This window comes from Sphingomonas sp. LC-1, assembly GCF_025371035.1.
Lineage (GTDB): Bacteria > Pseudomonadota > Alphaproteobacteria > Sphingomonadales > Sphingomonadaceae > Sphingomonas > Sphingomonas sanguinis_E.
The window spans coordinates 66448-79872 of record NZ_JANZXB010000012.1; the positions used below are offsets into that span (position 1 = coordinate 66448).

At 66.5% G+C, this 13425-nt stretch carries 11 protein-coding genes; 9 read left to right on the forward strand and 2 right to left on the reverse strand.

The window, feature by feature from the left end; translation table 11 throughout:
* The first annotated feature begins 5 nt into the window (after positions 1 to 5).
* Both NZL82_RS15995 and NZL82_RS16000 read left to right on the forward strand, forming a co-directional pair.
* A complete protein-coding gene (locus tag NZL82_RS15995) occupies positions 6 to 1190 on the forward strand; it encodes an acyltransferase (protein ID WP_261270746.1) in 1185 nt (394 codons plus the stop codon).
* 2 nt (positions 1191 to 1192) lie between these two features.
* Entirely contained in the window at positions 1193 to 1888 is a 696-nt protein-coding gene (locus NZL82_RS16000) for a hypothetical protein (RefSeq protein WP_261270747.1), read from the forward strand.
* On the opposite strand, the gene NZL82_RS16005 is transcribed toward NZL82_RS16000, so the two are convergent.
* Positions 1875 to 3368: an oligosaccharide flippase family protein gene (locus tag NZL82_RS16005; protein ID WP_261270748.1), complete on the reverse strand. Its 1494-nt coding sequence runs from the start codon at positions 3366 to 3368 to the stop codon at positions 1875 to 1877. The genes NZL82_RS16000 and NZL82_RS16005 overlap by 14 nt on opposite strands.
* A 15-nt stretch (positions 3369 to 3383) precedes the next feature.
* Here NZL82_RS16005 and NZL82_RS16010 point away from each other — a divergent pair, with 15 nt between their 5' ends.
* From NZL82_RS16010 to NZL82_RS16025, 4 genes are read left to right on the forward strand one after another with little or no spacing between them, the layout of a single operon-like run.
* On the forward strand, positions 3384 to 4919 hold the full coding sequence (locus NZL82_RS16010; protein WP_261270749.1) for a DUF6418 domain-containing protein: 1536 nt from the start codon (positions 3384 to 3386) through the stop codon (positions 4917 to 4919).
* The gene (locus NZL82_RS16015) at positions 4916 to 5914 is read left to right on the forward strand and encodes an endo-1,3-alpha-glucanase family glycosylhydrolase (protein ID WP_261270750.1); all 999 of its coding nucleotides are present in this window, start codon (positions 4916 to 4918) and stop codon (positions 5912 to 5914) included. Before NZL82_RS16010 ends, NZL82_RS16015 begins: the two co-directional genes overlap by 4 nt.
* Before the next feature lie 3 nt (positions 5915 to 5917).
* Positions 5918 to 7102, forward strand: coding sequence for a glycosyltransferase family 4 protein (locus NZL82_RS16020; protein ID WP_261270751.1), 1185 nt, complete (start codon positions 5918 to 5920; stop codon positions 7100 to 7102).
* Positions 7099 to 8286 (forward strand): glycosyltransferase family 4 protein, encoded by a 1188-nt coding sequence (locus NZL82_RS16025; RefSeq protein ID WP_261270752.1) that lies wholly within the window; start codon positions 7099 to 7101, stop codon positions 8284 to 8286. Before NZL82_RS16020 ends, NZL82_RS16025 begins: the two co-directional genes overlap by 4 nt.
* On the opposite strand, the gene NZL82_RS16030 is transcribed toward NZL82_RS16025, so the two are convergent.
* Complete coding sequence (locus NZL82_RS16030) at positions 8280 to 8927, reverse strand: sugar transferase (RefSeq protein WP_261270753.1); 648 nt, start codon at positions 8925 to 8927, stop codon at positions 8280 to 8282. The genes NZL82_RS16025 and NZL82_RS16030 overlap by 7 nt on opposite strands.
* Positions 8928 to 9305: 378 nt before the next feature.
* Between NZL82_RS16030 and NZL82_RS16035 the strand changes: the two genes are divergently transcribed.
* From NZL82_RS16035 to NZL82_RS16045, 3 genes are read left to right on the forward strand one after another with little or no spacing between them, the layout of a single operon-like run.
* The gene (locus NZL82_RS16035; protein WP_261270754.1) at positions 9306 to 9857 is read left to right on the forward strand and encodes a polysaccharide biosynthesis/export family protein; all 552 of its coding nucleotides are present in this window, start codon (positions 9306 to 9308) and stop codon (positions 9855 to 9857) included.
* Positions 9854 to 11182: an outer membrane beta-barrel protein gene (locus tag NZL82_RS16040; protein ID WP_261270755.1), complete on the forward strand. Its 1329-nt coding sequence runs from the start codon at positions 9854 to 9856 to the stop codon at positions 11180 to 11182. Before NZL82_RS16035 ends, NZL82_RS16040 begins: the two co-directional genes overlap by 4 nt.
* An 18-nt stretch (positions 11183 to 11200) precedes the next feature.
* Positions 11201 to 13423 (forward strand): polysaccharide biosynthesis tyrosine autokinase, encoded by a 2223-nt coding sequence (locus NZL82_RS16045; RefSeq protein WP_261270756.1) that lies wholly within the window; start codon positions 11201 to 11203, stop codon positions 13421 to 13423.
* The last annotated feature ends 2 nt before the right edge of the window (positions 13424 to 13425 follow it).

Genomic DNA, 13425 nt, shown 5'->3' on the forward strand with positions numbered 1-13425 from the left:
GGCGCATGACGCATTATGATGTCGGAGGAGGAATGGAGGGGGCGGTTCATCCGGTCGGGGTGGTGCCGACGCGGCGGACCTTGTGGACCGTCCAGGCGATGCGCGGGATCGCGGCGCTGATGGTCGTGATCGGTCATAGCCAAAGCGCGGCCGGACGGCTCATGGCCGCATCGGGCGAGCACTTCGTCCGGTCGACCGTCATGCCATGGGGGGCGGGGGTCGATCTGTTCTTCGTCCTGTCGGGCTTCATCATGGTCCACGCCTCGACCCGCCTGTTCGGGCGGCAGGGGGCTCGCAGCGAATTTCTGCGGCGGCGATTGGTGCGGATCGTGCCGCTCTATTGGCTGGTGACCACGCTGTTCCTGATACTGCTGGCGGCGGCGGCGCTGAAGGGCGGCGATCCTTTCCCCGGCATGGGGGCGATCCTCGCCTCCTATGCGTTTTTTCCGGCGGACACCTATAGCGACGGGCGGTTCTTTCCGGTCTTCGATCTCGGCTGGACGCTCAATTACGAGATGTTCTTCTATACGCTGTTCGCGCTTGTCGTGCCGCTGGCCCGTCGGCGAGCGCTGGCGGCGGTCGGGGGCCTGTTGTCGGTCGCCGTCGTCATCGGCATGTTCGCGCCGGGGCCGTCGCCGCTCTGGTTCTGGACGCGACCGATCATTCTCGACTTCGGGCTGGGGTTGATCGTCGGTGCGCTGGCGGGGCGGGGGGTGAGGCTTTCGCGCGGCGTTCGTATGGTCCTGGCGCTGGTCGGCGTCGGCCTTCTGGTGGCCGATCCGTTCCGGATCTTCAACGGGCCCGTCGGCATAACCGTGGGCAATGGCTGGCCGCGCGTGCTGTGCGCCGGGCTGCCGATCGCGGCGATATTGGCGGCGGCGGTGCTGGGCCCGGAACCGGCGACGCCGCGCCTCCTAAGGCCTGTTTCGCACCTGGGAGATGCCTCTTATTCCCTGTATCTCTTCCACCCGTTCGCGCTGATCGTGACCGAAAAGCTGGTGCAGAAACTGGCCTTCGCGCGCGGTGTCGAGGGGTGGCAGTTGGTGCTGTTCATGGTCGCCGTGGCGCTTGGCATCGCGCTGTGCGTCCATCGCTGGATCGAGCGGCCCATGACCGCCGAACTCGCGCGTCGCTTATCGCGCGCGGTCCCGCCCTTGCCGCGAACCGTCGCGGCGCATTCAGGAGAGTGACGATGCAGAGCCTGCGCCATCGATTGCGCCATTGGACCGGACGAGCCGACGCTTTCGCACCGGAGCCGGGGCTGGAGGCGATCTATCGCGATCTGTTCCTGCGCGAGCTGGCAATGCTGGGGGAGCGGGACCGGTTCTTCCCCACCGGTGGGGCGGCCAATTACAGTCTTCTCTATCTGATCCTGCGGATCGGGTTGGAGTTCCGGCCCACGTCCGTCCTCGATGTCGGGGCGGGGCAGAGCAGCCTGCTCTGGGCGATGCTGCAGAGACGCGGGCTGGTCGGCGAGGTGCTGACGCTGGAGAATGACGTTACCTGGGGTGAGCGGATCGCCGCACAGGTGACGCATGAGGTGTTGGTGACGCCGCTGACCACGCGTCAGGTCGGCGGACGTGCGGTGACGACCTATGACTGGGCTGCGGCGAAGGCTGGGCGCCGGTTCGAGGTGATCGTGTGCGACGGTCCGCGTGGTACGCCCAGCTATTCCCGTGCCGGTGTCTTGGCGATGCTGGAGGATCTGCCGCCCGACTTCGCGCTGATCCTCGACGATGCTGAACGCGACGGTGAGCAGGACACGGTGTCGGCGATCCATGCCCGGCTTCAGGCGGAGCGGATTGCCTATGGTGTCGGTGTGGTGCGAGCCGCCAAGACGCAGGTCGTCTTCGCGGGCGGACGATTCCTGCCGGCTACCTTCCTGTAACCGCCGTCTCCGGCGCCGTGCCGCGTGCCAGCAGCGCGGAGAGCGTGCGCCGGACATGCAGGTGAAGTGCAGCATAGCTGGCGAGCACCGTTGCGCCATATATCGCGGTCGCCCCGATCCAACCCGTCCAACTGCCCGGATGCGTGCCGCTGGTGACGGCGACCGCCAACACACCCGCGCCGGTCGCCAGAAGGGCAGGGGCCAGCGCCTTTGCGAGCCGGTCCGGGGTCAATCCGGTCAGGGCCACGGTCATCGTCAGGAAAACGAGGCTGAGCAGCGAGATGGCGGCGGTATAGGCCTGGACCATCGCCATCAGGCCATGCGGCAGGGTGAGGACGAAGGTCGCGATCAGGATCGCGGTGTTGGCGACGCTCAACAGGAATTGCGCGCGCACTCGCCCCGCGATCATCAGCAGGGCCCCGTTATACGACGCGATCGCCTGCAACGCCCCCGCCGGGGCCAGCCAGGCGACGATTGCGGGCACCGCCGCCCAATGGCCGGACAGGAGGCTATGCACCGGAAAGGCCAGACCGAAGGTCAGATAGATCATTGCGGGCGTGACAATCAGCGCCGTCGCGGACAATACGCCCTCCACCGTTGCCTGGGTTCGGGGCCCATGCGGGTCTTCGCCGCGCAGGGTAGAGAGGAGGATACCGCTGGTCGGCCAGGTGATCGCCATCAGCGGTGCCAGCATGAACTGATAGGCCAGCCCATACACGCCGACCGCCGCCGACCCCAGCCATGCGCCGATCAGCAGATTGTCGCTGTTCCGTGCCAGGAAGTTGAGGATGTTGTTCGCCAGCACCCAGGTGCCGAACGACAACAGCCCGCGTAGTTGCCCGAAGCCCATATTCGGCCGTAATTCCCGGCGCGTCGACCAGCAGAACGCCGCGACCCGCATCGCCTGGACCAACAGATTGTAGAGGACAAGCGACCAGACGCCCGCTCCCTGCCACGCCGCGGCCAGTCCGGCGGCGGCGGCGATGGCGATGGCGGCGGCCTCGATCTGCGCGATCCGGGCGTAACGAAGCTCGCGTTCCATCAGCGCGCGCGGGGTCGCGGCGGAGATGGAAAGGACGACCACGCCCGCCATCCCGGACATGATCGGGGCCAGCCCCGCCATGCCGATCGCCTGTTGCAGCGGCCAGGCCCCTGCGATTAGCAACCCGGCGCAGCCCACGCCCCCGGCGATCATCGCCCCCATCGCGGCCCCCGCCTCGTCGCGCGAAAGGGTCGGGGCGCGGGTGATGGCGCTGGTCATCCCCAGATCGGTCAGCATCGCGATCAGCACAAGGAACGGCGTGGTGAAGACGATCAGTCCGTAATCGCCGGGAAGGACGAAGGCGGCGATGACAATGTTCATCCCGAACTGAACGGCGTTGCGATACAGGCTGAGCCCCGACATCGAGAGCATGTTCTTGGCAAGCATGGCGATCTCCCCGCTTGCCCATGCCCTGACCATGGCGCGGCCCCAGGCCATGCCTCATTTGAGGCAATGGGGGACAGGCGGTGGCGTAAGCTCGGCGACATGGGCATCTCGACAAAGGGCGGCGTCGCCACGCCGATGGATCGCGATGGTCCGGGGCCGCGTCCGCTGCCGCTGGGCGCGATGGTGGCGCTGGCCGCCGCACTGGCCCTCAACTGGGCACTGGCGGCGGCGCTGCCCAGCACCCTGTTCTCGGGTCTGTCGCTGTTGCTTTTCGTGGCGTTGCTGCTGCTGGTGGGGCGGATCAGCGCGGCGGGACTGATCCTGCTTCTCCCGCTGGTCATCACACGCGGCGCGACCCTGGTATCGTTGTTCGTGATCGAAGCGGGGGCCTATATGCCCGAGGTCAACCGGGCAGGGGAGGCGGGGGACGCCAGTGCGTCCTTCGTCGCCTTCACCGCCTTGTTCTTCCTGATCTTCGCGCTGGTCTTTGCCCGGATGGAGCGGTGGTTCCTCGCCTACGCGCGATCGCCGCTCCTGGATCGGTTGGTGGTCTGGCTCGGCTGGCCGGTGGTCGGGCTATGCATGGCATTGGGCGGACTGGCTTTCCTGCACGGGCTGCAAGGCGGTTTCCCATTGCTCGCCGGGGTGGACCGGTTTCTCTATCGCCGCGAATATAGCAGCGGGCTGGTCCTGATCCTGCTCGACAACAAGTTCCTGTTCGCCGCGATGCTGGGGGCGGTTGCCTTTGCGCCGCGATACCAGCCGCTGCTCAAGACGGCGGCGATCCTGACCTTTCTGGGGCTGACCGGGCTTTATTTCCTGTTCGGCGACAAGTTCTTCACCATCCTGGCCGAGGTCGCCTTCTTCGCCATGCCGTTGCTGCTCGCGCGGCAGGGGCGTCTGGCCGGCACGATGATGAGGCTGGCCGTGCCGGTGGTGGCGCTGCTGTGCGCGGCGCTGGGCGCGACGCTGTATATCTATTCGGGCTATGGCCGCTTGCCGCTCGACCGCACCGTCACGCTGGTCGGCGAGCGTATCGCGGGACAGGGCGAACTCTGGTTCGTCGCGACCCGTGACGCACGCCGGATGACGCAGTGGGATGCGCATCTGGTCGACCGGAACCTCGATGCGCTGGGCGACAAGTCGCCGCCAGCCTCGGCCTTCGCCAATGGTGTCGAGACCTATTATTTCATCCAGCGTTATGCACCCGCCAAGCTGGCCGCCAGTTTCCGCAAGAATGGCGGCTGGGTTCAGTTGACCATGGGCACGGAAGCGATGGCGCTGGTCATGTTCGGCTATGCCGGTGTCGCGGCGGTCATGGCGTTTCTGGGCCTGCTGGTGGCGTTCGCCGCTTTGTATCTCCGCCGGGCCTTTGCGTCCGGCTTTCCGCTCAGCCTGTTCTTCGCGGTCTGGACCTTCCTCCAGGTCTATTTCTCGGCGCAACAGGCCTCGCTCTGGACCATCGCCGCGCCGGGGCAGATCAACCGCTTGCTTCTGTTCGCAACCATCGAGATCGTCCTGCTCGCGGTCAATCGGGCGCAGATCCTGTCCTATTGGGAGCGGGCCAGAGCGGCGATGTTCGCGGCGGGGCGAACGGCATGAGGGTCACGCGGCGGCTGATCCTCGGGGGCGGGCTGGCGCTCTCGGCGATGCCGGGACTGGCGGCGGCGCGGCGCTATCCGCGACAGGTGCTGGCCTTCTATTATCCCTGGTATGGCAACCCGAAGACGAGCGGGCGATGGGTCCATTGGCAGGGCCCGCATGGCGAGGCGCCGCGGCAGAGCCCGACGCTGAACCACCCCATTCTGGGCTTCTACGACAGCCACGACCCAAAGGTCATTCACACCCATATCGCACAGGCCAGGGCCGCGGGGATCACGGCGCTGATCGTCAGTTGGTGGGGCGAGGGTTCGTTCGAGGACAAGGCGATGCCGATGATCCTTGCCGCCGCGCAGGCCGCCGGCCTGCATGTCACCGTCTATCTCGAGCAACAGAAAGAGGGCGCAAGCGGCGCGGCGCGCGACATCGCCTATCTGACCCGAAGCTATGGCGACCATCCCGCCTGGTTGCGGGTGCGAGATCGGCCCGTGCTGTTCCTCTATCTGCAAGCGCTGCGCGACCTGCCCGCGCGGGACTGGCGAAAGGCGGCCGGGCGGGCCTTCCTGATCGGTGACGTGTCGCCGCGCGAGACTCAGGACTTCGCGGCTTGGGCCCCCTTCATGGATGGCATCCATGTCTATGTCCTTGCCCCCTATCTGAAGGGCATGACGCCGCGGCAGATAACGGCCTGGGCCGATAGGACCTATCCTGAATGGCGGCGCAAGACGGGGGGGAGGCTGTTCTGCGCGACGGTCATTCCCGGCTTCGACGACACGCATGTACCCGGCCGTCCTGCACCGCGCCCGACGGTCGACCGCCATGACGGCGCGACCTATCGCCTCCTTTGGGATGCCGCGATCCGCCACGAGGCCGACTGGGTGCTCGTGACCAGTTTCAACGAATGGCATGAGGGTTCCGAGATCGAACCCTCCACCGAATATGGCGACCGCTATCTGTCGCTCACCGCGCGTTTCGCGCGCCGGTTCATGGAAGGCTGAGCGATGCGCATTCTTCATATCAGTTCGGTCTATCCCCCCCATGTCGTCGGCGGCGCGGAAAAGGTCGTCGCGATGCTCGCCGAGGCGCAGGTCGCGCGCGGACATCAGGTAGGCGCGGCCTATCTCTCGCGGGACGCCCAGGCCCCCGGCGAGCGTCACGGCGTGACCGTCCTGCCACAGCGAAGCCGCAACCTCGTCTGGATGGAGGAGGTCTTCGCCGCACCCCGTCCGATGCGGACCGCGAACAAGCTGGGTCAGATGGTCAATTATCGCTGCACCGCCGATGTGGCGCGGGCGATCGGCAGCTTCAGGCCCGACATCGTCCACACCCATTCGATGGTCGAACTGCCGCCGATGATCTGGGCCGCGATCGCGGGCAGCGGCGCGCGGAGCGTCCACACGCTGCATGACTACGACCTGATCTGTTCGCGGGCGACCATGTTCCGCAACGGTCGCTCCTGCGACGGGCGACATGCCGCTTGTCGGATCACCGGCGCCTGGAAGGCGCGGTTCGCGCGCCGGATCGACGCGGTCGCGGCGGTCTCGCAACCGGTGCTGGACGAGCATCGGCGCTTCGGCCTCTTCGCGGATATGGACGGGACGCGAGCACGGGTGATCTGGAACGGCGTCGAGACCTCCCCCGATCATCGGCATACACCCAGGACCGGCGGTTTCGTTTTCGGCTTTCTGGGCCGGCTGGTCCCCGAAAAGGGGATCGAGACCCTGCTTGCGGCGTGCCGCCTGTTGCCCGGGTCCGGGTGGCAGTTGCGGGTCGCGGGCCGCGCACAGGAGGGCGATGCCGCCTATCGGAAGCTGGCCGAGGGGATGCCGGTCACGTTTCTGGGCTTTACGGATCCGGCCGCCTTCCTGCGCGGCATCGACCTGTTGGTGGTGCCGTCCATCTGGCGCGAGCCGTTCGGGCTGACGGTGGTCGAGGCGTTCGCCCAGTCGGTGCCGGTCATCGGATCGAGGCTGGGCGCGCTCGTCGATCTGGTCGGCGCTGTGGGCGAGGAATGGCTCGTCCCGCCGGGCGATCCCGCCGCCCTGGCCGAGCGGATGATGGCGGTGATGCGAGCCGGTCGGGCGGCCTTGCCGCCGCCAAGCGCTTTCGAGGGTGTGTTGTCGGTCGTGACCCCCGATCGGATGCTCGACGCGTACGACTCGCTCTACGCGGATGTCATGGCGTGAAGCCTCGCATCCTGCATCTGTCGAGCCTCTATCCACCCCATATCGTCGGCGGCGCAGAGCGGTCGGTCAGCATGCTGGCGGAGGCGCAGGCGGCGGATGGCTGGGACGTGGCGGCCGCTTGCCTCACTCCTGGCGAGGCGGTGGAGGAGGAACGACACGGCGTCACCGTCTTTCGCATGCCGCACGGCAACGACTTCTGGCTGGAAGACTGGCTGGCCTATAGCCCGCGCCAGCGTGAATGGGCCAAGTTCAAGCAACAGGCCAATTTCGCGATCGAACGCCGCTTCGGCGAGGTGCTGGACCGCTTTCGGCCCACGATCGTGCATACCCATTCGATGGTCGATATTTCGACCCGCGTCTGGCACGCGGCACGCGCCCGAGGCATTCCGATCGTGCATACGTTGCGCGATTTCGACCTGCTCTGCGCGGCCAGTTCGATGTATCGCGAGACCGGGCCATGCGCCGGACGGCATCTGAAATGCCGTGTCCTGACCTTCGCCAAGCAGTTCGACCAGCGGCTGGTCTCGGCGGTGACGGCGGTGGGGGAGGAGGTGCTGTCACGCCATCTCCGCTACGGCTTTTTTCGGCAAGTGCCCGTATCGCGGCGGCGGGTGATCTGGAACACCGCGCGGGTCGAGGGAGTGGGGCCGACCTATATCAAGCCGCCGCTTCGGGGGCCGGTGACCTTTGGCTATCTTGGTCGGATCAGCCCGGAAAAGGGCGTCGATACGCTGTTGCAGGCGGTCCGGCATTTGCCGCCGACCGGTTGGCGCATGCTGATCGCGGGCAAGGCATTGGGGCCGATCGAGCCCTATCGGGCCTTGGCCGAGAATCTGCCGGTGGAATTCATCGGGTTCCAAACGCCCAAGGCCCTGTTCGACCGGATCGATTGCCTCGTCGCGCCGTCCCTATGGGCAGAGCCGTTGGGGCGCACCGTGCTGGAAGCCTATCAGGCGCATGTGCCCGTCATCGGCGCGCGGAGCGGCGGGATTGCCGAGATCATCGCCGATGACGCATGGCTGGTGCCGCCGGGTGATGTTCGGGCACTGGCGGACCGCATGCGTGCGGTGCTGGAGGGCGGACGCCCCGGACCGCCCGAGGGGCGCGAGCGGGTGGTCGCCCGCACGACCCCCGAAGCGGTCGCGCGGGCCTTCGCTCAAGTCTATGCCGACCTGCTTCAATAAGCGCCCTGACCGGTAACGACGCTGCGCGCGGTGCCGAGCAGCACGCGAGCGTAAAGGCGCGGCGACATGTGGCGGGCCATCAGACAGTCCATCGCGACCCGGCGGCGATAGCCGGTGTCGTTGCGTCCGCTGATCTGCCAGATGCCGGTGATGCCGGGCCTGACCGAGCAATAGGCCACGAAATGGCGGCCATAACGCCGCACTTCGGCCGCGACGATGGGGCGCGGGCCGACCAGGCTCATCTCGCCGCGCAGGATGTTGAAGAGCTGGGGCAATTCGTCGATGCTGGTCTTGCGGATGAAGCGACCGATCCGCGTCACGCGCGGATCGTGGCGCAGCTTGTGGTCGCGCTGCCACTCGATGCGCGCGTCGGGATCGCTGGCGAGAAGGCGGGCGAGCCGGGCATCCGCATCCAGCGCCATCGAGCGGAATTTGTAGCACAGGAAGGTGCGACCATCTTTGCCGTAGCGGCGGTGGCCGTAAAGCGCCGTGCCACCGCTTTCCAGCCGGATCAGCAACGCGACGGCCAGCATGAGCGGCGATACCAAGACCAGGACGAAGAAGGCGAGGCCGATGTCGATCACCTGTAAAAATCGGGCGCGACGTCGGAGAATGGAGGCGTGATGGCTGTCGAGTCGCATGGTAACTCCCCTTTTGAGGATGCGAGCACGCAACGCGCCGGAGACCCCCTTTCGCCAATCATTTGATGGGCCCGATCGCCGAAATTGCGGCGGCCATTCTCAATGCATCAAAAGACAAAAATCCTCCCGACAATCGAAGAGAACCGTATAGCAGGTTAGTGTTTGTAAATCGCCGATGACTAATATGATTAACAGATCGTTAAAAAGGCGTATTCAGCGGATTACATGCCGATCTGAGCTACGGAAGCTTGCAAACATAGCTTAACTTTGGCGGCAGGGTGCCGCCGCATGACGCAATCGACAATTCTAAAACGGTGAGACATCGTCAAAGGAGGACGTATGCGCAACGGCGTATCGCGTAGGGGTGCGGCATGTCTGATGGCGGTCCTGATGGCCATCTGCCCCGTATCGGTGGTCGGTGGGCAAAACACCCCGTCGTCCAAGACCAGTACCGCGACGAACCTTCCCATCTATAATTATGTCCTGTCGGGTGGGGACCGGGTGCGGGTGGTCGTGTTCGGCGACCCCGCGCTGGGCGGTGAGTTCACCATTGCGGGCTCCGGGCTGATCGCCCTGCCATTGATCGGCGAGGTGGACGTACGGGGGCTGACCTCGACCCAGTTGCAGGATCGGATCGTCGCGCGTCTGGCCGACGGCTATCTCAAGGATCCGCGCGTCGCCGTCGAGATCCTGACGACCCGGCCCTTCTATATCCTGGGTGAGGTCAACAAGCCGGGCCAATATCCCTTCGCCAACGGCCTGACCGTGCTGGGCGCGGTGGCGCAGGCGGGGGGCTATACCTATCGCGCCAAGACCAAGCAGGTGTTCATCAAGCATGTCGGCCAGGATGCCGAGGTCGCAGAAGCGGTGACCGCGACCACGCTGGTGGCGCCGGGCGATACGATACGGATCAAGGAACGCTGGTTTTGATCGGTGCGATCGCGGTACGACGGGGGCCGCGGCTGGCACTCCTGATCGCTGCGGGGGCGAGTACGGCCCCCGGCGGTGCACAGCTTTTGCAGGATGCACGAACGGTCGTCGTCCCGCCCGAGCCGGTGCCGACGAACGGACGATCGGCCTTTGCCCGCGATCGCGATGTGGGCGTCGCCGACCGCGCGCTGCCAGCCTTTACGGCACAGGGGATCACGGTCGGGGCGTTCGATGTGTTTCCGGCGGTATCGGTCGGCGGACTCTTCACGTCGAATGTGTTCGCCAACAACGACAACAGGCGCGGCGATTTCGCGCTGGTCGTGCGGCCGGAAGTGACCGTGCGGACCAGTGCCGGCCCCTATCAGGTCACGGCCTATGGCCGCAGCGACCTGCGGCACTATGCCCGGCATAGCAGCGAGAATAGCGAGGAGGGACTGGCCGGGCTGGAGGGCAGCGTCGCCATCGGTGCGCTCAGCAGCCTGGCGGCGGGGGCAAGCTATGGCTCCTTCATCAATCCCCGCTTTGCCGCGGACTCGCCGATCGATGCCGCCAAGCCGCTCGAATATAATGCCTTCAATGCCTATGGCGGCGCGACGATCGAGGAGGCGAACACCCGCGTCGTCCTTCGTGCCGATGTCGCCGACCTGCGCTTTCGCGATGCGCCCGCCATCGGCGGCGGCACGCTGTTCACGCGCGACCGGGATCGTACCCGGTTTCAGGCGCTGGTCCGGATCGAGCGGGCGATCAGCCCGGCCTTCTCGATCTATGGGGCGGCCAGCATCAACAAGATCGACTTCCGCCTCGCCTCCAACGGGTCCCGCGATTCCAAGGGCTATGGCCTGTATGTCGGGTCGAGCTTCGAGGTGACCGATCTGATCCGCGGCGATGTGCGGGTCGGCTATATCCGGCAGGATTTCGATCTGGCCGCGATACGCCCAATATCCGGGCTGGGGGCGCTGGCCCGTGTCGCCTATGCCCCGACCCGGCTCTGGACGCTGACCGCCACCGCCGAGAGCAGCGTGCAGGATAGCGGCGTGCCCGGCACCGGCGGCTTCCTGCATCGCGGCGGATCGCTCCGATCCGATCATGAGCTTCGCCGCTATCTGATCGCGTCGATCGAGGGCGGCTATTACCGCGACACCTATCGCGGACTGCCCCGGCGGGACTCGCTTCCCTTTGTCGATGCCAGCCTGACCTATTTGTCGCGCAGCCATTGGAATGCGCGCCTCGGCTATCGCTACCTTTCGCGCAACTGCACCTGCTGGGCCGGGGTGACTAATTTCGACGATCATCGCGTCTCGGCGACGCTGACCCTTCAACGATGAGAAACGGGAGAACGAGCGATGGCTAGCCTGCCGATCCGTTACGAAAACGCCGCGCTGGACGGCGCGCGTTCGATGCCCGCCTATCTCGACCGAATGCCCAAGCCGCAGACCGGGCTGATGGACCTGATCAAGGCCTATCGCCGTCACCTGACCCTGTTCCTGGCCGTGGCGGGCGGGATCATGCTCATCGTGTCCGCCTACACATGGCTGCAAACGCCGCGCTATACCGCGACCGCGACGCTGGTCATCGCGCCGCACCCCGCCGAGATCGGATCGGAGCGGACCAGCGCGCTGAGCGACCCGGCCGCCGATTCCAGCGTCGATACGCAGGTGGAATTGTTGAAGAGCCAGACGCTGGCCGCACTGGTCGTCGATCGGCTGGGGCTGGCGGAGGAGCCACGCTTCACCGCGCTGGCTCACAATCCCTCGCCACTCGAGCGCATTCCCGGGCTGGCCCGCACCGTGCCGGCCTTGCCCGCCTCCGCCCGGCGGGATGCGGCGATCGACCGGCTGGCAAGCGGGATCCAGGTTCACCGCAATGCGCAGACCTTCATGCTCAGCCTGTCCTTCGAGCATCACGGCCGGCAACTCGCCACCGCGATCGTCAACACCTATGCGCAAAGCTTCGTCACCCAATCGGGGGCGGTGAAGCGCGAAGGGTCGGACGCCGCCGCCAGCCTGTTGCGCAGCCAGCTCGACGATGCGCGTCGCGAAGTCGAGGAAGCCGATGGCGCGCTTGGCCGGTACAAGGTGGCGCACAATCTGATGAGTGTGCAGGGCGGCACCATCGCGGAGCAGCAGCTCTCCTCGCTCGATGGCCAGGTGGCCCTTGCCCGCGCGGGAGAGGCGGAGGCCAGCGCCCGCCTGCAAACCGCCCGCCAGCAACTGGCACGCGGCTCGGCCGGCGACGATCTGGGGGAGGCGCTCGGGTCGCCGGTGATCCAGCAATTGCGCAGCCAGCGCGCGCTGGTCAGCGCGCAGGTCGCCGATCTGGGCGGGAAATACGGGCCCAAATATCCGCCGCTCGCCGCGGCACAGCGGCAGGTCGCGGACATCGACTCGCAAATCCAGGGGGAGATCAAGCGCACCATCTCCAATCTGGAGGCGCAGCGTGACGTGGCCGCCCGGCGTACCGCTTCGCTCGCGGGCAGTGCCGCCGGGGCCCGGTCGCAGGTCGTGACGAACAATGTCGCTTCGATCGCGCTTGGCGGGCTTCAGCTTCGCTCGGACACCGCGCATCAAAGCTATGCCCAGCTTCTGACCCGGCTGAATGAAATCGGGGTGCAGGGTGCCTCCAGCCAGTCGGATGCGCGCATCGCCAGCCTGGCGGCCGTGCCGGTCCAACCCAGTTCGCCCAATCGACCGATCAACATGCTGGTCGGCGCGCTGCTGGCGGTGGCGACGGGCTTGGGCGTCGTCTTCATGCGGCAGGGCACGGATCGCGGCATCCGTACGCTGGAGGATGTCGAGGGGCGGTTGCAGCTTCCCTATCTGGCGGGGCTACCGACGCTTCACTCGGCAGTCCGCCATATCGGTGGAAGCGACCCGATCAGCGCCCTGGTCGATCATGAGGGCTCCGCCTATGCCGAGGGGTATCGCAACCTCGCCGCATCCGTGCTGCAATCTGCGGCGGCGGGGACGGTGCGGACCATCGCGCTGACTTCCGCGCTGCCCAATGAAGGCAAGACCACGGCGGCGATCGGCCTGGCCCGCATCGTGGCGATGAGCGGGGTCAGCACCGTGCTGGTCGACGCGGACATGCGGCACCCCAGCATCGCCAATGCCCTGGGCCTGCGTCCCGCCGTCGGGCTACAACAGGTGCTGGAGGGCGAGGCGCCGCTGGCCGAGGCGTTGATCCGCGATCTGGACTCGCCGCTCACCATCCTGCCGATGCTGCGCGCGGGGCTGGGCGGATCGGCGGCGCTGGGCAATGGCAGCTTCGACGCCCTGATCGAGGATCTGAAGGCGCAGTTCGATGTGGTGATCTTCGACGCGTCGCCCGTCCTGCCCGTCGTCGACGGGCGATTGGTCGCAAAGAAAGCGGACTCGACCGTCTTGCTGGTCCGTTGGCGCAAGACGCCCGACGCGGCGGTCGAGATGGCGGTGCATCTGCTTCAGACATTGGGGGTGAAGATGACCGGCGTGGCGCTCAGCCGGATCGATCTCCATGCGCTGGCACGCTCGGGCTATGGTGACCCGGCCCAGTTCATGGGGGCCTATCACAACTATTATGCGAATTGATC